25 protein-coding genes are annotated in these 22,181 nt (G+C 38.3%); 13 read left to right on the forward strand and 12 right to left on the reverse strand.

Annotated elements, in window-relative coordinates; translation table 11 throughout:
• Window positions 1-23 precede the first annotated feature (23 nt).
• From QWZ08_RS00005 to QWZ08_RS00020, 4 genes are all read left to right on the forward strand, one after another.
• Window positions 24-650, forward strand: coding sequence for a pyridoxamine 5'-phosphate oxidase family protein (locus QWZ08_RS00005; RefSeq protein WP_290335089.1), 627 nt, complete (start codon window positions 24-26; stop codon window positions 648-650).
• A 39-nt stretch (window positions 651-689) separates the two neighbouring features.
• The gene (gene fabF / locus QWZ08_RS00010) at window positions 690-1,946 is read left to right on the forward strand and encodes a beta-ketoacyl-ACP synthase II (protein ID WP_290335090.1); all 1,257 of its coding nucleotides are present in this window, start codon (window positions 690-692) and stop codon (window positions 1,944-1,946) included.
• Window positions 1,947-1,969: 23 nt separating this feature from the next.
• On the forward strand, window positions 1,970-2,851 hold the full coding sequence (locus QWZ08_RS00015; RefSeq protein WP_290335091.1) for a helix-turn-helix domain-containing protein: 882 nt from the start codon (window positions 1,970-1,972) through the stop codon (window positions 2,849-2,851).
• Between the two features lie 1,186 nt (window positions 2,852-4,037).
• Window positions 4,038-5,129: a PDDEXK nuclease domain-containing protein gene (locus QWZ08_RS00020; RefSeq protein WP_290335092.1), complete on the forward strand. Its 1,092-nt coding sequence runs from the start codon at window positions 4,038-4,040 to the stop codon at window positions 5,127-5,129.
• Window positions 5,130-5,322: 193 nt separating this feature from the next.
• On the opposite strand, the gene QWZ08_RS00025 is transcribed toward QWZ08_RS00020, so the two are convergent.
• The 3 genes from QWZ08_RS00025 to QWZ08_RS00035 are packed head-to-tail and all read right to left on the reverse strand — an operon-like array spanning window position 5,323 to window position 7,219.
• Window positions 5,323-6,120: an ImmA/IrrE family metallo-endopeptidase gene (locus tag QWZ08_RS00025; RefSeq protein ID WP_290335093.1), complete on the reverse strand. Its 798-nt coding sequence runs from the start codon at window positions 6,118-6,120 to the stop codon at window positions 5,323-5,325.
• Window positions 6,120-6,467 (reverse strand): hypothetical protein, encoded by a 348-nt coding sequence (locus QWZ08_RS00030; RefSeq protein ID WP_290335094.1) that lies wholly within the window; start codon window positions 6,465-6,467, stop codon window positions 6,120-6,122. The genes QWZ08_RS00025 and QWZ08_RS00030 overlap by 1 nt, the downstream gene beginning before the upstream one ends.
• Window positions 6,468-6,475: 8 nt before the next feature.
• Entirely contained in the window at window positions 6,476-7,219 is a 744-nt protein-coding gene (locus QWZ08_RS00035; RefSeq protein ID WP_290335095.1) for an RNA polymerase sigma factor, read from the reverse strand.
• Between the two features lie 136 nt (window positions 7,220-7,355).
• On the opposite strand from QWZ08_RS00035, the gene QWZ08_RS00040 reads away from it, so the two are divergent.
• From QWZ08_RS00040 to QWZ08_RS00055, 4 genes are read left to right on the forward strand one after another with little or no spacing between them, the layout of a single operon-like run.
• Window positions 7,356-8,321: a CBASS oligonucleotide cyclase gene (locus QWZ08_RS00040; protein ID WP_290335096.1), complete on the forward strand. Its 966-nt coding sequence runs from the start codon at window positions 7,356-7,358 to the stop codon at window positions 8,319-8,321.
• 4 nt (window positions 8,322-8,325) lie between these two features.
• A complete protein-coding gene (locus QWZ08_RS00045) occupies window positions 8,326-8,841 on the forward strand; it encodes an HORMA-1 domain-containing protein (protein WP_290335098.1) in 516 nt (171 codons plus the stop codon).
• Window positions 8,842-9,777: an AAA family ATPase gene (locus tag QWZ08_RS00050; RefSeq protein ID WP_290335099.1), complete on the forward strand. Its 936-nt coding sequence runs from the start codon at window positions 8,842-8,844 to the stop codon at window positions 9,775-9,777.
• Between the two features lie 2 nt (window positions 9,778-9,779).
• On the forward strand, window positions 9,780-10,502 hold the full coding sequence (locus QWZ08_RS00055) for a DUF6602 domain-containing protein (RefSeq protein WP_290335100.1): 723 nt from the start codon (window positions 9,780-9,782) through the stop codon (window positions 10,500-10,502).
• A 76-nt stretch (window positions 10,503-10,578) separates the two neighbouring features.
• On the opposite strand, the gene mobC is transcribed toward QWZ08_RS00055, so the two are convergent.
• Genes mobC through QWZ08_RS00070 form a run of 3 tightly spaced genes read right to left on the reverse strand, consistent with a single transcriptional unit; the run spans window position 10,579 to window position 14,208 of the window.
• The gene (gene mobC, locus QWZ08_RS00060; RefSeq protein WP_290335101.1) at window positions 10,579-12,537 is read right to left on the reverse strand and encodes a conjugal transfer protein MobC; all 1,959 of its coding nucleotides are present in this window, start codon (window positions 12,535-12,537) and stop codon (window positions 10,579-10,581) included.
• Between the two features lie 16 nt (window positions 12,538-12,553).
• Window positions 12,554-13,828, reverse strand: coding sequence for a relaxase/mobilization nuclease domain-containing protein (locus tag QWZ08_RS00065; protein WP_290335102.1), 1,275 nt, complete (start codon window positions 13,826-13,828; stop codon window positions 12,554-12,556).
• Window positions 13,813-14,208 (reverse strand): plasmid mobilization protein, encoded by a 396-nt coding sequence (locus QWZ08_RS00070; RefSeq protein ID WP_290335103.1) that lies wholly within the window; start codon window positions 14,206-14,208, stop codon window positions 13,813-13,815. Before QWZ08_RS00070 ends, QWZ08_RS00065 begins: the two co-directional genes overlap by 16 nt.
• Window positions 14,209-14,602: 394 nt before the next feature.
• Here QWZ08_RS00070 and QWZ08_RS00075 point away from each other — a divergent pair, with 394 nt between their 5' ends.
• A complete protein-coding gene (locus QWZ08_RS00075; RefSeq protein ID WP_290335104.1) occupies window positions 14,603-14,908 on the forward strand; it encodes a hypothetical protein in 306 nt (101 codons plus the stop codon).
• Window positions 14,909-14,941: 33 nt separating this feature from the next.
• Here the strand turns inward: QWZ08_RS00075 and QWZ08_RS00080 are convergent, their stop codons facing one another.
• Window positions 14,942-15,688, reverse strand: a complete 747-nt coding sequence (locus QWZ08_RS00080) for an HIRAN domain-containing protein (protein WP_290335105.1) — start codon at window positions 15,686-15,688, stop codon at window positions 14,942-14,944.
• 171 nt (window positions 15,689-15,859) lie between these two features.
• On the opposite strand from QWZ08_RS00080, the gene QWZ08_RS00085 reads away from it, so the two are divergent.
• The 3 genes from QWZ08_RS00085 (at window position 15,860) to QWZ08_RS00095 (ending at window position 17,396) form a co-directional block, all read left to right on the forward strand.
• A complete protein-coding gene (locus tag QWZ08_RS00085; RefSeq protein ID WP_290335106.1) occupies window positions 15,860-16,123 on the forward strand; it encodes a transposase in 264 nt (87 codons plus the stop codon).
• Entirely contained in the window at window positions 16,108-16,356 is a 249-nt protein-coding gene (locus QWZ08_RS00090; RefSeq protein ID WP_290335107.1) for a hypothetical protein, read from the forward strand. Before QWZ08_RS00085 ends, QWZ08_RS00090 begins: the two co-directional genes overlap by 16 nt.
• Before the next feature lie 71 nt (window positions 16,357-16,427).
• Window positions 16,428-17,396, forward strand: coding sequence for a transposase (locus QWZ08_RS00095; RefSeq protein WP_290335108.1), 969 nt, complete (start codon window positions 16,428-16,430; stop codon window positions 17,394-17,396).
• Between the two features lie 145 nt (window positions 17,397-17,541).
• Here the strand turns inward: QWZ08_RS00095 and QWZ08_RS00100 are convergent, their stop codons facing one another.
• The 5 genes from QWZ08_RS00100 to QWZ08_RS00120 form a co-directional block, all read right to left on the reverse strand.
• Window positions 17,542-18,390 (reverse strand): DUF8758 domain-containing protein, encoded by an 849-nt coding sequence (locus QWZ08_RS00100; protein WP_290335109.1) that lies wholly within the window; start codon window positions 18,388-18,390, stop codon window positions 17,542-17,544.
• Window position 18,391: 1 nt separating this feature from the next.
• Window positions 18,392-19,246 (reverse strand): DUF488 domain-containing protein, encoded by an 855-nt coding sequence (locus tag QWZ08_RS00105; RefSeq protein ID WP_290335110.1) that lies wholly within the window; start codon window positions 19,244-19,246, stop codon window positions 18,392-18,394.
• Between the two features lie 71 nt (window positions 19,247-19,317).
• Entirely contained in the window at window positions 19,318-19,776 is a 459-nt protein-coding gene (locus tag QWZ08_RS00110) for a hypothetical protein (RefSeq protein WP_290335111.1), read from the reverse strand.
• Between the two features lie 173 nt (window positions 19,777-19,949).
• Window positions 19,950-20,471: a GNAT family N-acetyltransferase gene (locus QWZ08_RS00115; protein WP_290335112.1), complete on the reverse strand. Its 522-nt coding sequence runs from the start codon at window positions 20,469-20,471 to the stop codon at window positions 19,950-19,952.
• Window positions 20,472-20,740: 269 nt separating this feature from the next.
• Entirely contained in the window at window positions 20,741-21,613 is an 873-nt protein-coding gene (locus QWZ08_RS00120) for a creatininase family protein (protein WP_290335113.1), read from the reverse strand.
• Between the two features lie 353 nt (window positions 21,614-21,966).
• On the opposite strand from QWZ08_RS00120, the gene QWZ08_RS00125 reads away from it, so the two are divergent.
• On the forward strand, window positions 21,967-22,158 hold the full coding sequence (locus tag QWZ08_RS00125) for a hypothetical protein (protein ID WP_290335114.1): 192 nt from the start codon (window positions 21,967-21,969) through the stop codon (window positions 22,156-22,158).
• Window positions 22,159-22,181: the final 23 nt, after the last annotated feature.

The following is a 22,181-nucleotide window of genomic DNA, read 5'->3' on the forward strand; positions in this document are numbered from 1 at the left end:
TTGGGCTAATAAAATAAATACCAATGGCCAAAAATTTTGCAGCAATCGCCTATTCTGATGCAGTAAAAGAAATGCAGGAAAAGTTAGGCAGCAGGGCAACTTATGCCAGGATGGAAAGGGATACTTACATTGATGGGTTAACCGATAACGAGGTAGATTTTATAGCACAGCGGGATAGCTTTTATATGGCTAGCATTGGAGAGAATGGGTTCCCGTACATTCAGCATCGTGGCGGACCGAAAGGTTTTTTAAAAGTATTGGATTCGAAGCGGATTGGCTTTATCGATTTTAAGGGTAACATGCAATACATCACTGTCGGCAACCTCGCTACCAATAATAATGTTGCGCTGATAATGGTTGATTATCCAGCAAGAGCAAGATTGAAAATTTATGCTAAGGCAGAGATTATAGAACTAAAAAATAATCCCGAATTGTACGATTTGCTGGATTTAGGTGATTATAAGTTTAGACCCGAGCGCATGATGGTATTGAATATTGAAGCGTATGACTGGAACTGTCCGCAGCATATTATTCCAAGGTATTCAGCGGAAGAAATTGAGCAGGCATTTGCCCCGCAACGTAAGCGCATGGCGCAGCTGGAAGAAGAAGTTAAAGCATTAAAGGCAAAGATAAAAGAAGCAGGTATTTAATGCAGGATATCCGGTTTAGTAAAAATAAAAGGGACTAAGATGATAAAGGAATTAAAAAGAGTAGTGGTTACGGGCATGGGTGCAATAACGCCTTTGGGGAATACAGTTGATGCATTCTGGCGTAATATTATTGCCGGAGAAAGTGGCGTTGGATTGATCACAAAATTTGATACCACTTATTTTAAAACAAAATTTGCTGCAGAAGTAAAAGGGTTTAACCCGGCTGATTATTTTGAAAAGAATGAAGCCCGTAAATACGATTTGTTTACACAGTATGCCGTAGCTGCGGCCGATGAAGCGATAAAAAATGCAGGTATTGATTTTGAGAAATTAAACAGGAATAAAATTGGTGTTATCTGGGGATCAGGAAACGGGGGTATTCAAACCTTCCAGGAGCAGGTGGAAGATTTTGTGAAAGGAAACAGGCAACCGAGGTTTAATCCTTACTTTATTCCGAAAATGATTGCAGACATTCCTTCAGGTGTTATTTCTATCCGGCATGGATTGAGGGGACTTAATTTTTCTACTGTATCGGCCTGCGCCTCCTCCAACAATGCCATCATTGATGCCTGCAATTATATTCGGTTGGGTAAAGCAGATATGATCATTACCGGCGGTTCAGAAGCACCCATTAATGAGAGTTCAGTTGGAGGTTTTAATGCATCCAAAGCACTGTCAACTAACAATGAAAACCCGCAAGCAGCTTCCAGGCCGTTTGATGTAAAGAGAGATGGCTTTGTAATAGGCGAAGGTGCAGGGGCATTGATTGTAGAAAGTTTAGAATTGGCATTGAGAAGAGGTGCAACTATTTTAGCTGAAATTGTTGGTACCGGAATGGCGGCTGATGCTTATCATTTAACGGGCACACATCCCGAAGGAGAGGGGGCTTATTTAGGAATGCTGGATGCATTGGAAGACGCAGCAATACAGGCTTCTCAAATTGATTATGTAAATGCGCATGCTACGTCAACACACATGGGTGACGAGAGTGAACTCAAAGCAATCAGCAGAGTATTTGGTGAAAACAATCATTTAAATATCAGTGCCACGAAATCTATGACCGGGCATTTACTGGGGGCAGCCGGAGCAGTTGAAGCCATTATTTGTATTAAGGCAATTGATGAAAAAATAGTTCCACCAACAATAAATACAGAAGTGGTGGAGGCTGCATTTGCAGGCAGGTTCAATCTTACGTTGGGTAAAGCCCAGGCAAAAGAAATTAATTATGCAATGAGCAATACCTTTGGGTTTGGCGGCCATATTGCTACCACCATTTTTAAAAAGTATTGTCCTTAATAATTGAAGAATAAAAATCAGTTATGCTTAATCAGTCGAATTTTACACTTATCAATCAGCAAAATGGCAACCCTGCGTTCAAACTTTTCTCATTTGAAGGAAATGAATTTTTTGATCATTTACAACGCAATAATTTTTTCACCCTGATCTGGGTTACGGAAGGTGCGGGCACGGTAAACGCCAATTTTGAGGGATATGATTTTGAGGCCAACAGCCTGTTTACTTTTGCGCCTTATCAGCCTTACGTATTCACGACTACGAAGCCCATTAAAGGCATCGCTATATACTTTCATTTCGATTTTTTTTGTATTCATAAACACCAAAAAGAACTGGAATTAAACGGCGTTTTGTACAATAATGTGTACCAGCCCCCTTTTATAAAAGTGGATGAAAATGCTGCTGCAACTTTTAAAATGCTTTGTGAACAAATTGAAGCCGAAATGCAACATGCGGCACTGGCTCAACACGAGTTGCTGGTATCTTATCTAAAAATATTTTTGATAACTGCATCCCGTTTAAAAATTGAACAACAACCAAAAGTCGCAGAAATGGTTAAAGACAGTAAAGAGCCTTTTATATTGCAGAAGTTAAAAGATGCCATCGAAGAAAATTTTAAAACAAAGCATACGGCCAGCGAGTATGCAGAGCTGTTGTACATTTCTCCAAAAGCGTTGGCAAAAATCACCAAAACGCATTTTAATAAAACATTATCGAGTTTGATCAACGAGCGGATCATTATTGAAGCTAAAAGAGAACTATATCTTACCGATAAAACTGTAAAGCAAATAGCTTATGAACTGGGCTACGAAGATGAATTTTATTTCAGCCGTTTCTTTAAAGTAAATGCGGATGTGTCGCCACAATTATACAGGGATACAGTGGGGTTTGCAAGAGGCTTGGCGTAGACAATCCGGAAAAATATTTTCACTAATTAATGTCATATTTACAGGCTCTTTTATCAGATGCGCAACTTACTTTACCTGGCTGCAATTACGCTTGCTGTAATTGCTATGCCTAACAGAAATACAGCAAAAGTGTTTTTGACCGAGGCTGTATCACCAATTTAACCTGTACAGTGATATCCAGGTCATTTTAAATTTATAAATGCATCCACATAAATTTTCAGTAAATAAATAAACATTTTATGGTACCGGCTAGTATGAAAGAAAGAATAAATAAATCACCAGTAACAAGAATAATCTTGGGCTGATAATATATTTAGGTGCTATAATTATTGGACAACAATATACTTGGCGTAGGTTTATGTGTACTGATTTAAGAAACCTGATCAAAGGAATTGTTGCGTCATTTTTGGTAATTGGTAGTTATGCTGTTTTTACCGTAAATACGAAAAGACGTTTACAAATTGGTGATATAAGAAGAGTTTAAATCAAAAACAAAATCCCAAAGAGAAAATGTAAAACTGATGAATGAAGCTTTGGAAAAGGCAAGTTGTGAGCTTTTAAACGCCGTAGATTTTTTTCCTTCTGAATACAGGCTGATAAAATCTGACTACGAAAAGAAAATAACTGGTTTGGAATCAACATTAATGGACTATCAAAGAGAGTAACAGCAAAGAACCCTTGCTGAATAAAGTCATTGCCACACTCCTATCTCTTGATAAATTATATGAAAATGCCAATAATGAAAACAAGAGAGAAATAATTGGTTTGATATATCCCGAAAAACTCACTTTTGACGGATTTCATTTTCGAACCGCCCGGCTAAACTAAGCTGTTCAGCTAATATACAGTATAGATAAGGATTTCAGCGAAAATAAAAATGGACAAACCCAAGCAATTTTCGATTTACCCAATGCGTTGAACCTAACAGGATTCGAACCGTATAAAGCAATGAAACCGAATTAAATATCAAGAAACTCGACAATCATGAATGTTTTATCGAACCAAAAACCCGCCCTGGGAGCGGGTTTTATCGATTTTAAACTTTGGTTACCCCAACTGTACAATTCTCGAACCATTTTATACCCGATTTAACCAGACTCGCCAATCTTTTGACGGCATAAGATTTGGACGAGTCTTTTTTATTATATTGATTATTAAATGTTTAAAACAGTAAAACCTAAGTCTCATGAAATCTGATAAAAATTATCTGGAATTTATAGGCACCTTAAAACAGGAAATTATCAGTAGCCGGTACCAGGCCGCCAGGCTGGCTAACCGGGAGCAACTATCGCTGTATTATAAAACGGGAGGGATGCTTTCGGAAAAGGTTAAAGCCCAAAAATGGGGTACTAAGGTGCTTGAACAGATTGCCATTGATTTACAAAAGAACCTGCCGGGGTTGAAGGGTTTTTCTTTTACCAACCTGAAGAAAATGAGGCAATTCTTTGAGGCTTACCCGAATTTTGAAATTAGGCCGTCATTGACGGCCCAAATGGCCATTTCCGATTTTAAGCAAAAAAATGATAATAGCCATCCAATTGGACCGTTGCCGACGGTCCAATTGGATGTGTTTTGGAGCATTAGTTTTACCCACCATATCCTTTTGCTAAATCGGTGTAAAAAGATCGAAGAACGGTGGTTCTATATTGAAAATGCTGCAACCCAATTTTGGCCAATTACTGTTATGGAGCATCAGATTGATGCTGACTTGTTTCGCAAGGAAGGGCGATTACCTAATAACTTCCAAACCACTATCAAGGAGTCCTTAAAACCTTCTGCTTTAAAAGTATTCAAGGATGAGTACCTGCTCGATTTTATTGCTGGCGATGAATTGGACGACGAACGTCAAATTGAACAACAGGTAGTTTTAAATATCCGAAACTTTATCCTAAAAATGGGTAAGGGATTTTGCTTTATCGGCAACCAATACAGGCTTGAAGTGGAGGGGGATGAATTTTTTATAGACCTGTTATTTTTTAACCGCCATTTACAAGCACTCGTGGCTTTTGAATTGAAGAAAACCAAATTCAAACCTGCCGATGCGGGGCAACTGAATTTTTACCTGAATGTGCTGGATGATCAGGTAAAACTGCCGCATGAAAATTCTAGCATTGGAATAGTTCTTTGTAAAGAAAAAAATAATACCGTTGTTGAGTTTGCAATCAAGAGTTTTGATAAGGCTATGGGTGTGGCTACTTATAAAACCTCTAAACAGACGCCGGTGCAAATGAAAGGGATATTGCCTGATACAGATGAGTTGGGTAAGTTATTGGAGTAATTTATAGATACCAATTTCAATATTTCATAGGATTTAAACAATCTATTACATATTCTCAATCGGATTCCAATTAATGTAAATTTTATTCTGTCCTCAGTATAATTTTCGGATTATTTTATACCTGATTTAGCAAGTTTAGCTCAATTAACAAAGACATTATTGGCTTGTCTAAAAATAGTAAAGTTTAAGTAATTTATTTTTCCCAAATGATACTCAACACGAAACTATGTTTGTCAGCATAAATGCATTTCTCAAAAAATGGTCGTTCTATTTCGCTGTCTCTTACATTTTCAAACCATTCATTTGCAGTAAGAGGAAGCTCCTCTTCAAACTTTTCCTTATTTGAAAAATAGGTTCCTGCTAAAGTAAATTTAGGAGTTATACCAGCAGGTTTTTTAAGCCACTTAAAGGGGAAATCGTGGCTATATTTAAACCATTTTATCCTTCCATTAACAGAACAAACTAACATTATCGGATGTTTGTCTATGGTCATGAGTTTAAGTACTGTGGCAGTAATACTGGTTTGATACTTTGCCGAAAGTGTTTCAATAAGTTTAAAATTAAACGGCTTTTTTATACAATCTTTTTTTATGCGATTTTCAGGCAATAATAAACTAGAAGCAAAATGATCTGCTTCTAACTCTACCGGATTTTTTGAGGAGAAATTCGTAAATGAAGGGTGTGATGGTGTTTTGCCATTCAGCAAAGCGTGTCTATGTTCATCAATAAAATAATGCCCCAACTCATGGGCAAAAGTAAATCTTGACCTTACATGATTAGAACTGTTATTTTTAATATTAATGAATATATGGAACTTTCCTGCTTCCTGTTCAATCAAACCGTCAAAAGCATTTCCATAGTCGCCGTAGCTATAAGTTATTCCAATACTATCAGCAATTTTTTCAGGATCAACAATTCCATCAGGACAATAATAATCTGCTATCGATTCGGCCAATTCAGAAAGTTCTATTTCCCTTTTTCTTAAAAGCATTATTCTTCCTTTTGCTTTTTACCAGACTTCAGTTTATCCTCCGCCATCCTTTTCTTAATTTCGTCGGTAATTTCGTTTCCATCCCTGGCTGCCTGTGCAAGCTTTTGAAAATATTCACCCTGCTCCTCGTCAGATCCGTGAGCAATACTTGGTTTGAAAGCTCTTTTATTTAAAAAGCTATTAGGATCCTGCAATCGCGCAGGCATGGTATTTTTATTGTTCTTAACGTACTCGTCCAAACGTTTAAAATCTCCGGCTGTTTTGGGAAAGGTGAAACCCAATTGCCTTAATGATTTGCCAATGTTATCATCCAACAAATCGTCCATATTGTTTAGTTCGTTGTCCATGATCTGGCTTATTTTCTAATAAATAATTGGGAATGCAAAGTTTCTTTTATCGCCTTTCGGAATTTTTCCAAAATCTTGCGAATGTTCTGACGTGTAGTACCCCACTTTTTTTCTAGTTTGTCCAACACCTCAGATGGCATATTTTTTCCAGGCAAATAATAATTATAGACTTCCAGTATAATGTCCCTGTCACGGTCTGATAATTTACTCATATATTCTTTCACCCTCTTTAAATTTTCCGAATCTGCATGGTTATCGTCTTTAACGACTAAATCGCCAAAGTCAATGTGTTCAGCATTTTCCAACTCTTCTATAAAATCATCATAGTCATCGCTAATATGTTTCTTAATACTGCTTTTATTAATTATAAAAGAATCTTCCGGATTTTCATTATCTGAAGCTTTTTTATACTCCTCGTCCAGATATTCGTCGTAGAAGATGTTCCGCATAATGGACGTCATCCAATTAAGAATACAAAGGCGTATATTTTCCGGATTACGAGCCTTACCCTTTTTAAAAGTCGCTGCTCTTTTATAAACCATATTGAACGTGTCGCTCAATAAGTCCTCAGCGGTATCTTCAACTTTTGTGACACTCCTGGCAATCGTAAGCATAACATCCCAGTACCGGCGATATATTTTACCATATGCATCCATAGCTTCATCAGGAAAATCCTGCTTCATTCCAAGGAGTTCCATCAAATAATCGTCTGATTCCTCATCTGCCTGTAGTTCACTGGTTGCAATTTTCATACCGCGAAGCATCTATTTAGGGTTACTAAAAAGTGTGATTTATACGGTCCTTGGCAAAAATTCACACATTTGGGTATAGGTTAGGATGAAGATAATAAAATATCCTTAATTCAATTCTTTACTTAAACATATAATAATGGCAAGAGAACATGTAGGTCATACGGAAATAGCACAGTTTGCAAAGGAAAAAGTAAATCTGCCCAAGGATAAAGCTGATGAATATCGTGCACAGGCCTCAAGAGTTAAAGATAAGGTAACCGGTTACCTCGATGAACACGCTGACTTTACCTTAAAGAAAATACAGCTTTCTGGAAGCCTGGCAAAAGGAACCGCTTTAAGAACACTTAACGATATTGATATGGCCTGCTACATCAGTGGATCGGATGTGCCAAAAGAAATCAGTGCATTAATTATCTATCTGGCGGAAAAATTACGCAAAGCATTTCCGAACATGAGTCCTGACCAGGTACAGCCCAAGACCTATTCAGTAACTATTTCATTTCGTGGGTCAGGTCTAGATGTTGATGTAGTACCCATTCTTTATTATGGTGACGCCAACTGGTACGGTTGTGTGGTAAGCCAGGATAACGGATCATTACTGGAGACCTGTATTCCCCGTCATCTGGAATTTATCAGGTCGAGAAAGCAAAAGCAGCAAACGCACTTTGCGCAAGTTATAAGGCTAGCTAAGTACTGGGTCAAGTTTATGAAAACTGAACGTGATGGGTTTCGTTTCAAATCTTTCATGGTTGAATTAATCATGTCAAAACTACTCGATGCGGGTACAGATTTTTCAGATTATCCCGAAGCGTTGCAAAGTTTTTTTACGTACCTGGCAACCAGTAATCTTAACGAGTTAATCGTATTCAATGACTACTATAAAACTTCGGAAGTACCTACGTTTACTGATCCGGTCAAGATAATCGATCCGGTCAACCCTAAAAATAACGCAGCTGGTTTATACACCAAATCACAGGCAAATATGATTGTTGATGCCTCCATAGATGCCGGGGACGCCATTGATGCAGCACTATCTGCAACCACGAAAGAAAAAACAATTTATTACTGGCAAAAGGTCTTCGGATCTGCCTTTCAAATCTAATACTATGAGTACTAGTTACACAACTTCAAACACACAGACTTTTACCCTTACTCACGCCAAATACCTGGCATCAAAAGTCGCTGCAGATTTAAAACGCATTCAACGTTTTTACGGATCGCCAAGTGATATCCAAATTACAGCATATGAAAATGAACTAACTGAGTACTTAAAGTGTGGGTATTTAACTGAAGTTTCTTATGGATTTAAACGCAATGATAACTGGATCGAACCAACAGTTAAATATTCGGCAAGAGATCTTGCCGGAATGAGCAGCAGCGATGATGACCCAGGACGTATTCGACCCAATGCAGATATTTCTAATGCTTCATTTTATTCATATCTCGTTTCAAATTCAGCTTACGATCAGCTAACAGAAAGCGAGCAAAGCAAGTTCAAAGACAGCTTACCTATTAAAAGAGGCGGAGCACCTACTCCAGGTATAAGTGGATACACAAGCTCAGACAAATCTTATTCTTCAGGAGGTCGTGCCCTTGATCGTTCATCAGTAAAAAACTATTAAATGGAAAATATTAAACCTTCGTTTTCGGAATTATTTGAATCAACTATCGTATACCCGGACCCTGATATGCAGGAGCGCTTAAGTTTGCTCGTCGGCCTTGATGAAACAAAACAAAAGATAGGGAAAATACTAAGCCTCCTTATCAATCCCGATGGTGTACAAGCCTGGGTCAATAAATATCATAAAGGTGCGAGACAAGTGCTAAATTTTGTGACTCGTCGTCCACCACTGATTATCTTCGCAGGTGACGTAGGTTCAGGAAAATCTGAACTCGCTTATACCATTGGTGATGCAGTCGCTAGGCAAGAAAATCTGGATCTAGAACTTTTTCCTTTAAGTCTTGCGGCAAGAGGACAAGGCAGGGTTGGTCAAATGACTCAATTGGTATCTGCAGCCTTTGATTATACATTGGAAAAAGCTAAAAGACTAAAAAGCAGTAATGGGAAGTCACGGGGCGCTGTAATATTATTGGTTGATGAAGCTGATGCCCTTGCACAGTCAAGGGAAGATGAACAGATGCATCATGAAGATAGGGCAGGCGTCAATGCCTTTATCCGAGGAATTGATAATTTAGGTAATGGCAAATTTCCTGCGGCTGTTATCTTGTGCACCAACCGCCCTAATGCGTTGGATCCCGCCATAAGAAGAAGAGCAGCTGAGATTATTTATTTCAACAGACCGGGCGTGGAATCTCGTAACCACGTGCTGAATTCGCCCTTAAGTGAATTAGGGATTGATAAAAAATCAATCCAAAAGATAGTTGAACTAACTGGACCAAAGGAAGGCCGGGAATTCGGTTGTACGTTTTCTGATCTGGTACAACGGTTACTGCCTTCAATCATCTTGGATGCATACCCTAACGGTGCTGTACAATCGACACGTGCTGTTGAAATTGCAAAAAACATAATCCCCACCTCACCTTTTAAAGAATCATAATTATGACAAACTGGACTTTAGAACAAATATTACATGGCCTCCATGACGACATACATCAGCGCTTAGAAATTGCAAGGAAAGCTTTACGCCATCCGGTAAGTAAAGGAGATGCAAGCGAAAAGATTTGGCTTGAGTTACTAAACAAGTACCTGCCTGAGAGATACAGAGCTGAAAAAGCCCATATTGTAGACAGCAAGGGTCAATTCAGTGAGCAAATTGATGTAGTAATATTTGATAGGCAGTACTCTCCCTTTATCTTTAATTTCCAGGGAGAATATATTATACCTGCAGAAAGTGTTTATGCTGTGTTCGAGGCTAAACAATCAATAAATGCAGGGTATGTCAAATATGCACAAGATAAAATAGCATCAGTGCGGAACCTTTACAGAACCAGTCTTCCGATACTACATGCAGGAGGCAAATATCCTGCGAAAGCCCCGATTAATATTATTGGCGGAATACTGACATTTGAAAGCGACTGGACACCAGGTATGGGCGACCCTTTAAAGACGGCGCTTGCTTTTACGCCCGGAGTAATTGATCTTGGATGTATCGCTGCGCACGGACACTTTTACTTCAAACCAGAGGATAATGAATATGAGTTCATTTCAGAAGGTAAACCTGCAACAGCTTTTCTTTTCAAACTCATTTCTATGCTGCAGTTCAGCGGCACTGTGCCGATGATAGATGTTATGGAATATTCGAAATGGCTAGTTCCAAGTTAACATCTAGAAACTTGTTTTGTGTAAGGCAAAAGCAAGCCTTACAGTATCGAAAAGCTATTTGCAACCATTAAAGCGCTTATGCGAGATTCTTCTTCAATTTAATAACCTCCTCACCAATCAACTTTTTCACCTCCATCTTAACCTGGTAATAATTATCCAGCACCTGCTGCTGGGTCACATTGCACACAACGGGAATGTCTTTATACCGGCTTACTTCTTGATTCAGTTTATCCGCATCATTAATAATCTCCCCATGAAACATCTTCAGCTTAATTTTTTCATCCGGATTATCAGCAACCAGGCCTACAAACTCACCAGATGAAAGAGCGGCAATTTTCGAAGCCGGAATTGCACTATCCAATTGCTTTGAATGACTGATAGAAGTATCCAGCCGGTTTACAGAAACACTCTGCCTATCCTGCATGATCTTTCCAAAACGTTCCGATAATAGTTTGGAAGTCTCTCCCATCACCTGCCCGCTGATGATGTTACCAGTAATGTTTACGATCACATCTGCCTGCTCTTTTCCATAATCTTTTTTCAATTGGCTGAAATCCTGCATGGCCAAGGTGGTAGCAACCTTGTTGCTTCTTGCCGTTGCAATCAGGCTGTCCATGTTGTTGAAGTAGATGGTTGGGAATTCATCAAACACCAAACTGCATTTCAACATTCCTTTTCTATTCACTTGCCTGATTAGCCTTGAAATATAAAGCGATAAAACAGCGCCATAGATTTGTTGCTTCTCCGGGTTATTACCTACACAAACAATTTTCGGATGTTTAGGGTTGTTGATGTCCAATGTAAAGTCGTTGCCAGATAACACCCAATACAATTGCGGTGAAGCCAATCTCGCCATACCAATTTTTGCTGAAGCTACTTGTCCTTCCAATTGCTCCATTGCATCGTTTTGGTAGGCGGTAATAAATGGATTGACCAATACTTCAATTTCAGGTTGGGTATTCAGAACCGGAAACAGTTCATCATAATCCGATTGCATGAGTTCTATTACATGCGGCAGGGTGCAGTATTTTCCATCTTCATATTTTTTCAAAAACCAAATGATGGCAGTAACAAAATTGATCGGTGATTCTACAAAGAAATCGCCCTGCTTATTAATCCACTCCCTGTTTAACCCCAACAATATCGTCCTGGCAGATTCCGTCGCATCAGTAATATCATTCATCGTGTTTGGATCAAGGGGATTGCAGCGGTGGGAAATTGAAAGGTTATCAAAGTTGATTACATAGAATGATGGCTTAACAGGATAGTTATGTTTGTTTTGCTGCAGCCAGTTGTAAACTATTTTCGAAAGATCATCGTACTTAAAATCATACACAAACATAGCAAAGCCCTTTTCGATGTGCTGTTTAATAACATGCTGAATTACGAACCAACTTTTACCAGCACCCGGACTACCAATAACCAACAAACCCCTGAAGGGATTGATGATGTTGATCCAACTCTTTCTAATCCTCCCTTTAAGATTGTATCGGGCGGGAAGGTTGATTGCATATTCGTTTGTTAGTAATCTTTCCTCCTGCGGAAAAGTTTCATTGAGCGAATTGAAAACATCGTTCGATAGATTCAGTCTGACTAAGCGACTGAGCAAGTTTCCTCCGGCTAATATTAGTAGAAAGCCAATGCTTGTTACAACCATGTAAATTATAGCGATTTTTTCCAGCGAATAATTCAAATTGAATAGCATTCCGCTGCTAAAGAAAAGCATGAAGCCAATAAGTAAATAACTTGCTACAACTTTCCAGTTAATCTTTTCATCTTTCTTGCCTTGTGCACCGAGCAATGAAATTACCAATAACCCAATCGCTATAAACTTGGAAATATATAAGCTGATGAACAAACCTGTATGCATGATGTTAGCCATTAGCCTATCGGTAATAGTACTTCTAAATTCCCATTGCTTAAAAGCAGTATAACAGTAGTAATAAAAGTGCAGCAGCAAAATGAATATGCTGGCCAATCTTGTCAGGTCAACTATTTTCCTTAACCCCTGTTCATTTTCCCCTGTCTGTGACATAACACTATTTTAAAATTTACAAATTGTGATTTCTTCTTTTTTTCTTGCGCTTCTTTTGTAGCAAACTATTTGGTATATTATCGTACTGCTCTTTTGCTGACATCAATGTTTCTAATAAGCTGTCGCTCTTTGCAGGCAGATCATGTGATTTGTCAAATTGCTTTTGCTGCATTTTAGCATTGCTTGAATTCGATGTCGCTCCTGATTTCTTTTCCTGTGTTACGGATTCGTTTTTATCTTCATTACCTAAACTGCTTTTCAAGGCTGCTGCACTGTAACCTTTTCCTAGATCACTTCCATTAAACACTACTTTGTTTTGATTGTCCACGAAAGTGATACCGTACAATCGTCCTTCTGCATTTCGTCTTAGCACGGTGTAGATTTGTTTCTGCCTTTGAGTAGCTACTAAATTGTTCATACTTGCTGACGAGGTCTGCAGGCAATCATCAATGGCATTTTTAGTTCTCTGTTTCAGCGATTCTTTTGCAGATTCATTGATCAAAAACTTCTTTTCAAGATTATCAAGTATGGGTTTGCAACCTATTGTACTTGCTTTAATAGGTACACCAACTTTATTTCCCTGTGCATCCAGGATACGATAAACCAATCCACGGCTCTTGTAAATCCTGCCATCTTCTTTCCCCCGGTCAGCAACAATATTGAACTGCTTTAAAGCGGCATTAAATTCTGGCAATGAACTAAACTTATATTGACTGAATACAGCACTGACAACATTGGAAATACTTCTCTTGGTTTCTGATGTTCCGTAAATAGCTTTCTCGGCCTCTACGGGCTTGATGCCAGGCTTCAGTATTTGCTGCTGACGTTCCGCTCTCACCAAACCATACGCCTGCTCTATTTCCTTCCTGGCTTTTTCAGATTGATTTCTCCCGATGTTATGGGTGTTAATTCTGCTGCCATCATTTTGGATGGTAGTGCTTACTATGTGGATGTGCGGATGCCCGGCATCTTCATGTTTGTAAACAAGAAAGGGTTGCTCACCAAATCCTATCTTCTCCATGTAAACCCCGGCAATCTCAACAAGCTTACTTTCAGATAACTTTTCTGACGGATCAAAATTGAGAGAAATATGCAGCGTTTTTGTTGTAGCCATTTTGTTCAACCGGTTGTTTGTTTCAAAGCCGTCGAGCTTTTGATAGAAGTTCATTTTGTTAGCATCATTTAGATAGTTGCCGGCAAACAAACATTGCGCTGTTCCTTTCTGAACTTTCTTTTCATTGTAGTTTAGTGCAGCTTCTATACTTTTTGGTATCGTTATTTTTGCAACCATTCTTCGTAGAGTTGATTCATCCTTAATTTTATTTCATCCACCTTCTTTACTAAAGATTGATGCAGCCCGTCGTAATGATTCACCCATGCCCTAAACTCAGGTATCTTATCAAGAATATGCAGCTTGTGCACCACCTGGTTGAAATTATTTCCGATTCCATTCAGGTCTTTTTTCAAAGCAAGCATGTCCTTCAAAAAGTCATCTGCAGACTGGTTCCGGTAGTTGATTAAAACAGGCTTTTGCATTGCGACTTCCCTTACATAAGCACTGATATTTTTTTCGGTACTTTTTTGCTGATGCTTTTTCACCTGTTGCAATTCACTTTCATTCATCCTGACCTTCAGCATTATTTTCCTTACCTCATTTTCGTTCTTCTTCATAATCTCATTTTTAAATCTTTGATCAATGGTTGTAGCATCTTTCCAATCCCCCGTACGACTTCGGAGTGAAGGGGCAAGATTCCAAACGTGGCCACGTTTGTACATCTTGCCATGTGCAAGACCCGGCACATTTCGCCTTGAAAAAGATTAATGTAAGTAAATCTGTAATTTTTGTTCCCAGGAATACAAGAGCATGCGGCAAGTGAGATAGCCAAAAGGGGAATAGCGACTTCATTAAAATTAGATTTTCAAACTCACAACGATCATTTTTCACGGTCAATCCAATACCCGAAAAGGGCGAAATATTATACCAAAAGCCTAATTTGCATGGCTAATATTTAGCCATGTGAACAATTCTTCATGAAGTTCAAACAGATTGAATTATTATTGTGAAATGAGAGATTCCCTAAAGCATGTTTTTAGTAACCAGGTTGTGTTGGAAGACGGCAGTTCATTTTATTATTCTATTTCTCCCAACGAATTAAAGAACGCTTTAGGGTATAATATTGCCGTTTTACAGGAATATAACTTTTCAAAAAACGGAGACGAGAGCGGTCAAAATTCGTGCAAGCTATACAAGACAAAAGACGGAAATTGGTATGACTTTGAAGATGCAAAAACAACTGTTGAAAAGGGAACGTTGGGACTACTTAAATCCGCTATTGACACCAAAGAAAATAAAGAAGTTGCTGGTCTATAATATAACTTAAAATATAAATTCCTTCTGGCTGATTTAAGTAAGAAAAAACTCCATAAATTCTTCGCCATTATTATCTTTAACCAACTGAATATCATCTCCAATTTCGTACATATAAGTGTATATCCCGTCGTCTTTAATATGGAGAAATCTGCCTGGTTTGTTTATTGAAACAGGATATTTGGAATAGTACTTTTCAAAATGGTTTTTTGCTTCAACCTGTTCAGCAGGAATGGTATCAAGATTGATCACCCGGTTACTATCATCAAACAGATGATCCAGCGTTAAAACCCTTTCTTTTTTTACCTCATTTTTGTTTTTGCTTAATGTGCTATAATGAGGGGCTTCTATCCTGGTTAAATAGCTGGCGTGGGCTGGCATATCCTTGTTAACTTCCTGAACAAAGTAAATTGCCATAGCTACGTTCTCCCAGGGCTGTGAGTTCTTTTCCAAATGTGTTATTACTCCAAATAAACTCAGTGCATCTGAATCCAAGAGATAGCTTAGCATTTCATTGACTAAAGAAGGGATAAAACCTATTTTCTTGCCTTGTAGATGCAGTGCGATGGCACAGTCGTCGTACTCATTCTCCGGCGCCCTTACCAGTTCCAATAAATCGCCTTCTTTCATACTATCCAGCAATTGCGTTCCTTCGTAGTGTCGAAAGCCTGCAACAAAATATTGTAACAGGTATATTTTCCTGAAATCCTTTGTAATGAAAACTGGTAGTTTGCCTATTGCAATGGAAGCGACTAATTGTTTTAAAAAGCCGGAACGGTTCATGTTTAATAACTGTAAATGATCGAAGTTTTATTTAAGAAATAGTAATACCAACTTCATTTTTCATAGTATCATCGTCAGACTGTGCAAAAACTAAAATCAAAAAAAAGAGATGACTTACCCACAACTTATCATAAGGTACATCAAAAGCAATAATAACATTGTCTAAGTAATATGAGTTATAAACAAGGCATAGCACGGGAACAAATGAGCATGTTCAGTTTGGATTGTGTAATAACAAACAACAATGCTGTGCGGCTGATAGACCTGTTTGTGGAGCAACTTGATTTAGCCGTTCTTGGTTTTACAAAAACCACGGTAAAGAAAGAAGGCTGTCCACCTTATAATGCAAAGGATATGCTGAAGCTGTATTATTACGGTTACCTCAACCGTATCCGTTCTTCCCGTAAGTTGGAAGCAGAATGCACCCGAACATAGAATTGTGGTGGCTGTTGCACCAGTTGATGCCCGACTACCATACCATTGCCGACTTTCGTAAAGACAATGCAGTAACCTTTAAAAAAGCCTTTAAAATGTTTGTATCGTTTTTAAAAGGCGAAGAGTTACTGTCAGCAGAAACGATAGCAATTGACGGCACAAAAATCAGGGCACAAAATAATAAGAAGAATAATTTTAACGAGGCTACCCTTGCCAAACATGCAGCTATATAGAAAATAAAACACAGGAATACCTTGCCCTCTTAGATGAGTATGATGCTATAGAAGATAAGCAGGCCGGGGCATTGAAGAAACAGGAAGTGGCAAAGAAGATAGCCGTACTTAAAGAACGCAAACAAAAATATGAGCAGCTTACCGAAGCATTAACCGCCAGTGGTGATAAGCAGGTAAGCACCATCGATGGGCAGAGCCGCTCACTACCAGTTAAAGATGACATCACCAACGTATGTTATAATATACAAACAGTAGCCGACAGCAAGTATAGCGTTATTGTTGATTTTGATACCATCAATGAAGGCGACCAGGGGCAGTTAAGTACAATGGCCGGTAAAGCCATGCAGGTATTAGAAGTGGAAACAATAATGGCACTGGCCGATAAAGGCTACCATACCGGCAAGCAATTGCAGGAATGCACAGCAGGGCATATCACTACCGTTGTGGCCTATCCTGATCGCAACAACCGGGCATCACAAATAGATCCTGCGTATCAAACAAGCGAGTTTAGTTATGATGCAAACAAAGATTGTTACAGCTGTCCGCAGGGAGCTATACTTAGTACTGATGGAGTGGAGTATGAAAAGAAACATATTGGCAGAACAACTTATCTGGTAAAACGATACAGTACAGCACAATGCAGCGGTTGCCCTGTAAAACATTTATGCACCACAGTAAAAAAAGGCGGCAGGGCGATAGAGCGCAGTACTTACCAGGATGCCATAGATGCCAACAATAAACGGGTAGATGAAAATGGGGCATTATACAAAAAGCGGCAACAAATAATAGAACACCCTTTTGGCACCATAAAAAGAAGCTGGGGGTATAGTTACACGTTGCTTAAAAGCATTGAAAAAGTGAATGGAGAAATGGCCATCATATTTACCATGTATAATTTAAGGCGGGCAATAACAATATTAGGCATCACAGTATTGCTAGACAAGCTCAAAAAGCACCAACCTGCTTTAAAGCCGCCAAACACACGCTTATTAAAGTGCATTAGCAGATGGCAAATGATATCAACAGGCATAGCAGCCTAAAAAATAGGGACTGGCAGATTGCCTGTAATGAAATTAAAAACAAGTTGCAGGGCGAAAAAAATTTTTTAAACCGCAATTTTTAGTTTTTGCACAGTCTGTCGTTGCGTCGCAATCCTTTCATCAACAGTACAAGGATTTAGCTTTTTTAAAACAGCTTTAATTGAGGTTCTTCTTTAACAGGTTTTGGAAACGTAGGATGAAATGTGCCAATAATAACAAATGGATTCGGATAGTTTTTTACATGGCTTTCATACACAGTTCCCAGAAATAGATGCAGATCTTTTGTCAAGGCAAAATCATCCCAATATTTTTTCTTTACATCTTCACAAGCTTTTGTTTCCCGGTCATGACTGTCATACTTCGCTAACATCTTCCAATACAAGGCTCCGATTTCCCAATCTTCAATCATTAATTTGGATATGGTACCAGCATCGTCTTTGAATCGGTAAGAAAACTTAAAAGGCAGTTTGTTTACAACATCAAAAGGGTTCTCAGCATTTTGAAACAAATGTAGTTGTTGGGCTTTTGCTTTAAGTGCTGCCAGTTTTTCTTTATCCCATTCCCGTTCAACCTGCTCTAAAGTAAAATCAAGAATTTCAGCGGGTTTGAAAGTGGCTAACGATGTGGCTATTGTTTTGTCTTTCGCTTCCGATATAAGTTGGGTGAGATTTGTATAAACTTTCTTTAAAACAATATCTTTTCTTTCCTTCCAGTTATTATGCGTTTCTACATGGCCAACTACATTAAATGCATTTTCGATTGACCGGGGTTTATAACTTTCAGGCCTAAAATCAACAGTGTTTTTTGTCAAATCAATTTCTACCCAATCGTACTTACTGTATCTTTTATCGTACTCTAATTTTCTAAATGGAATGGGAAAAATCCTTATCCAACTTCCGTTTTCTAAAAAGCCGGCAGTACACACTAATTCATCATATTTTGTAGAGAGTGAAGGGTAAGTTTTTACAGCAATCAGTACTTTGGTAAGGGCCATTCTAAATATGCTTTAATTCATAATCCCAAGCTTTAAGTAGTGTTATGGCCTCTGCTAAATGTTTACGATGGCATTGGCAAATATTTGCTTCAAAACAGGTCAATGCAATTCGTTTCTTTTCCTTCAATAAGCCAAGTATTTTTTCCTGTGTAGCTATGGTTTTTGGAAGTGTTTTCTTTTTGTAACTGGTAAAGAGGTTATCATAATCGCTTTGCTCTTTTAACTCCTGCCTGTATTCTGATTGTATGCCAACTTCAGCGAAATGAATATATTCAATATTTAACCCCTTGCAATAATTGATTAGCTGGCTTTTTGAGAATCCAAATTTTTGACTTAGTGGATTATTCCGTACATCAACCAATACTTTTATATCGTTCTTAATTAGCTTGTTTAAATAAGCTTCCAGCGATATTGCTTCATATCCAATAGTATAAAGAGTTGTACTATTTACATTGGGTCGAATTGCATCCACTTTTATCAGTTGTTCCTTTGTCAATAACCTGGTAGCAGTAGTGCTGTTTATGGCATAGTAAGGAAAGTTTGTGTAAGTATGTTTCATCAATCCATCGCCGTCCATTTTATTGTACAACACATAAGCCTGGTTCACCAATCTTTTGTCTTCTTCATCTAACAAAGACAAATAGTTTTTTCGGTCCTTTTTTGAATAGCCGGTTTCGTCCTCAATTAAAAAATCCTTTTTAACCATTGTAAACAAATCAGCCTTGGCTGAATGAGAATAACAGCCGTATAAGTATGGTATAAAATCATACTCCGGTTCCTTTTGTTTTTGACATACCAGGAACAGTAACTTTTGAAGATTAATTTTTTCCAATCTGCCACCAAATACCTGTAACAAGGCCAATATAATTTTTCTGCGGTAAAACATAGAACAAAGATACTATCTCTTTTTTTAAGCTGTTATTAATGCTATTTTGAATAAAAGCTCAGCTTTTTACCCAACCAATCATTCACATTTTCTCCTTTTTTTACTTTTATTTCATCATACGATTGCAAAGGAAACTTGCCGGGGTTTTGTAGTAGCCATTTTTTATATCTACTTATGTTACTTTCAGCTAAACTGACAACATACTCCATACTCATAATTACCAGTACAAAGAAAAGTTCTCCTTCGTCAGAATATATAAAGTCAAATTCGTGTAGAATTTCGTAGGGTTCAATAGATATTTTCTTATTTAAAAATTGGTCGCCTTCATTGTAAACCCGCCGCTGATGATATTCCCAGTATGCAGGTTTATCTCCCCTACGTACATAATTCCTTATGTAGTCAAGTTGTGGATGATCTACAATTTCATTCAGCCATTCCTCAACCGGCCCGACTTTATAGACGAGCGTTTCAAGTGCTGCTTTGCTGAGGAACTTTGACACAAACATATTGTTTTCCTCAGGTTCGGAATTAAACGGTACAATCATATGTTTTATGGTGCCTGACTGAAGTCCCTTTATGACTTCGGGGTTATCAGCTAAAATAATAGCCGCCATCTTCTTTGCCGATAGAGACCTCGCCACCCATTATACTGGGCTTTTATGACGAAATTTTTCTAAGTCAATTTCGAAGCGTCAGCCCAAATAATTCGACAGGTGTTTGAGATTGTACCGTCACGATTTTCCTTTTTGAAAGTTTCCAAATTTATTCCTCCAAGTCTTTCGTAAGCGATTCTTGCGTTCGTGTTGGCCTCATATACCGTTAGATACATTCTTTTATCCTCCGAATGGTCACAGATATATTTTGCCGAGGTTTTAACTAGCATTTTACCAATACCTGATCTCTGTAGGCTTGATGAAACATGCAGATTGTCAATCAATGATCCAAATACGGGGTCTTCAGTTAAGTACAAGCAACAGAAACCTACAATAGTATCTTCTGAAGTTGCGACAGTAATATATTGATTTTCGCTTGGAGATGTGAGTCTTTGATGCCATGTATTGAGGAGGTCATTCGCAACTTCATTGTCCAGGTAATGATCACTTAGAATACCTCGATAATTCTTTTTCCAGCTGTCCGAATGTAACTTAGCAATTGTGGAGTAGTCTAAAAATTGCGCTTGTCTTAATTTTATCATATTATATCTAATAAGATTTTGCTAAATTTCAGGCCTTTATGGCATTTGGAACATTTTCTTCCATCTAAAACCGGTGCTTAGTTTGTAATAATTGTTTATTGTTTGCAATAGTGATTCGTCTAACGGGTCTGCCATAGTGTGAATTTCAGTAAAACTTGCTTGCTTAGGTCTTAGTCTTACACCAATCCATGTCATAAATACAATTTTAAATTTTATGAATTATTTCTTGTTTTTCTTGTGCTGCCGATGTTATTAATTCATATCTCTTTTCACTTTCTCACACGATCAAAAAACTCTTTCTGAAGCTTCAATGTTTTATCGTCGCTTTTAATAGCTTTAACAGCATCAATTAACTGGCTGATTGTATGATCCGCTACTAGTTTACCAAGTGCAGCTGTAGCTTTATCACCTTCACCTGCATAGTGATTTGGAAAATCGGCATACCACCAGATACCTGTGTACACATTTGGTATGGATAACCGGTCCTGGTTTTTACCGGACTCATTTTTGGCGCTGTCTAATTGCACCAGTTCTGGGCGGAAATATAATACTTCCGATGTTTCTTTTTCGCCAGCATGCTGGTCGCCTTCAGCATCGGAATGCCGCAGGACAGTTACCTTTTTATTAAAGGCAGAATCGGAGGATGGCTGAAAAAAATACACGGCGTAATTCCTTTCTTTTTCAAGCCTTGTTTGTATAAAATATTTTATTAGCTCAGGGTTACCGCCGTGACCGTTTACAATAATGATCTTATTAAATCCGTTCCTTGCAATTTCATCGCAGGTATTTTCCAGAAGGTCCCATACCACTCTTTCGGGCAACGCAAATACACCAGGCTGGTGTTTGGCTTCGTTTATCTGCCCGTAAAAATAATCGGGGAATACTACGGCGTATTCTTTTTGGGTAGCACGTAAAGCATACTCACGCACACGGATCAGGTCGCTGCCCACGGGTACATGCGGACCATGTTTTTCTAATATGCCAATTGGGAGAATGCAGGTTTTGCTGCTTTTGGTTAAAGCATTATTCCAGTCGGCCGCGGTTATTTCATCCCAGCGTGTGGGCAGTTTTTGAGCACTGGCTTGCAAGCAAATAAAAATGACGAAACATAATGAATGTAAAAAAATCGCAATTCTTTTCATTGGCAATTGTTTTAAGGAATATAGTGATGTGATAGAGAATTCTGACTAATGTTTTATGATGTTGGAGATAATGATGCATTCGCAAAACCAAAATCATCAGTCTTCAATTCAAATTTAGTGAATGATTTTCTAACGCGTTCCACTAGCTTTAGTTTTCTCTTTTAGTTTAGGAACATATATTTCAGTAGGCGGTTTATCGGGCATATTTTTAACTTTCATATCAAATGTCGTTTAGTTCGCAATTCGCTACAGTGTGCTCACGATGCGCTGGCACAATGCCAGCACAATTGCATACATCATTCATGGGTGATAGATTTAGACACCAAAGGTTTTTTTAATAATATCAGTCACGAATGGATTATGAAAATACTGAATCATCATGCGCGGGAAAAATAGGTGCTGCTTTACGCAGAGCCGTGGTTGAAAAGGGTATAAAGCAGGGGGTGGAAGCATTGCAAGGCAAAATGGTACACCTCAGGGAGATGTTGCCAGTCTATTACTTGCAAATCTGGACCCGCATCATGACTTTGATTTTGGGTCAGTAAGTACTTACCATCCAATCCGTTTG

Origin of the sequence: Ferruginibacter paludis (genome assembly GCF_030409685.1) — a bacterium.
GTDB lineage: Bacteria > Bacteroidota > Bacteroidia > Chitinophagales > Chitinophagaceae > Ferruginibacter > Ferruginibacter paludis.

Excerpts from the sequence above, each read along its gene's own strand:
- QWZ08_RS00005 (WP_290335089.1), top strand. The coding sequence starts at position 24 with ATGGCCAAAAATTTTGCAGCAATCGCCTATTCTGATGCAGTAAAAGAA.
- fabF (WP_290335090.1), top strand. The coding sequence starts at position 690 with ATGATAAAGGAATTAAAAAGAGTAGTGGTTACGGGCATGGGTGCAATA.
- QWZ08_RS00015 (WP_290335091.1), top strand. The coding sequence starts at position 1,970 with ATGCTTAATCAGTCGAATTTTACACTTATCAATCAGCAAAATGGCAAC.
- QWZ08_RS00020 (WP_290335092.1), top strand. The coding sequence starts at position 4,038 with ATGAAATCTGATAAAAATTATCTGGAATTTATAGGCACCTTAAAACAG.
- QWZ08_RS00025 (WP_290335093.1), bottom strand. The coding sequence starts at position 6,120 with ATGCTTTTAAGAAAAAGGGAAATAGAACTTTCTGAATTGGCCGAATCG.
- QWZ08_RS00030 (WP_290335094.1), bottom strand. The coding sequence starts at position 6,467 with ATGGACAACGAACTAAACAATATGGACGATTTGTTGGATGATAACATT.
- QWZ08_RS00035 (WP_290335095.1), bottom strand. The coding sequence starts at position 7,219 with ATGAAAATTGCAACCAGTGAACTACAGGCAGATGAGGAATCAGACGAT.
- QWZ08_RS00040 (WP_290335096.1), top strand. The coding sequence starts at position 7,356 with ATGGCAAGAGAACATGTAGGTCATACGGAAATAGCACAGTTTGCAAAG.
- QWZ08_RS00045 (WP_290335098.1), top strand. The coding sequence starts at position 8,326 with ATGAGTACTAGTTACACAACTTCAAACACACAGACTTTTACCCTTACT.
- QWZ08_RS00050 (WP_290335099.1), top strand. The coding sequence starts at position 8,842 with ATGGAAAATATTAAACCTTCGTTTTCGGAATTATTTGAATCAACTATC.
- QWZ08_RS00055 (WP_290335100.1), top strand. The coding sequence starts at position 9,780 with ATGACAAACTGGACTTTAGAACAAATATTACATGGCCTCCATGACGAC.
- mobC (WP_290335101.1), bottom strand. The coding sequence starts at position 12,537 with ATGTCACAGACAGGGGAAAATGAACAGGGGTTAAGGAAAATAGTTGAC.
- QWZ08_RS00065 (WP_290335102.1), bottom strand. The coding sequence starts at position 13,828 with ATGGTTGCAAAAATAACGATACCAAAAAGTATAGAAGCTGCACTAAAC.
- QWZ08_RS00070 (WP_290335103.1), bottom strand. The coding sequence starts at position 14,208 with ATGAAGAAGAACGAAAATGAGGTAAGGAAAATAATGCTGAAGGTCAGG.
- QWZ08_RS00075 (WP_290335104.1), top strand. The coding sequence starts at position 14,603 with ATGAGAGATTCCCTAAAGCATGTTTTTAGTAACCAGGTTGTGTTGGAA.
- QWZ08_RS00080 (WP_290335105.1), bottom strand. The coding sequence starts at position 15,688 with ATGAACCGTTCCGGCTTTTTAAAACAATTAGTCGCTTCCATTGCAATA.
- QWZ08_RS00085 (WP_290335106.1), top strand. The coding sequence starts at position 15,860 with ATGAGTTATAAACAAGGCATAGCACGGGAACAAATGAGCATGTTCAGT.
- QWZ08_RS00090 (WP_290335107.1), top strand. The coding sequence starts at position 16,108 with ATGCACCCGAACATAGAATTGTGGTGGCTGTTGCACCAGTTGATGCCC.
- QWZ08_RS00100 (WP_290335109.1), bottom strand. The coding sequence starts at position 18,390 with ATGGCCCTTACCAAAGTACTGATTGCTGTAAAAACTTACCCTTCACTC.
- QWZ08_RS00115 (WP_290335112.1), bottom strand. The coding sequence starts at position 20,471 with ATGATAAAATTAAGACAAGCGCAATTTTTAGACTACTCCACAATTGCT.
- QWZ08_RS00120 (WP_290335113.1), bottom strand. The coding sequence starts at position 21,613 with ATGAAAAGAATTGCGATTTTTTTACATTCATTATGTTTCGTCATTTTT.
- QWZ08_RS00125 (WP_290335114.1), top strand. The coding sequence starts at position 21,967 with ATGGATTATGAAAATACTGAATCATCATGCGCGGGAAAAATAGGTGCT.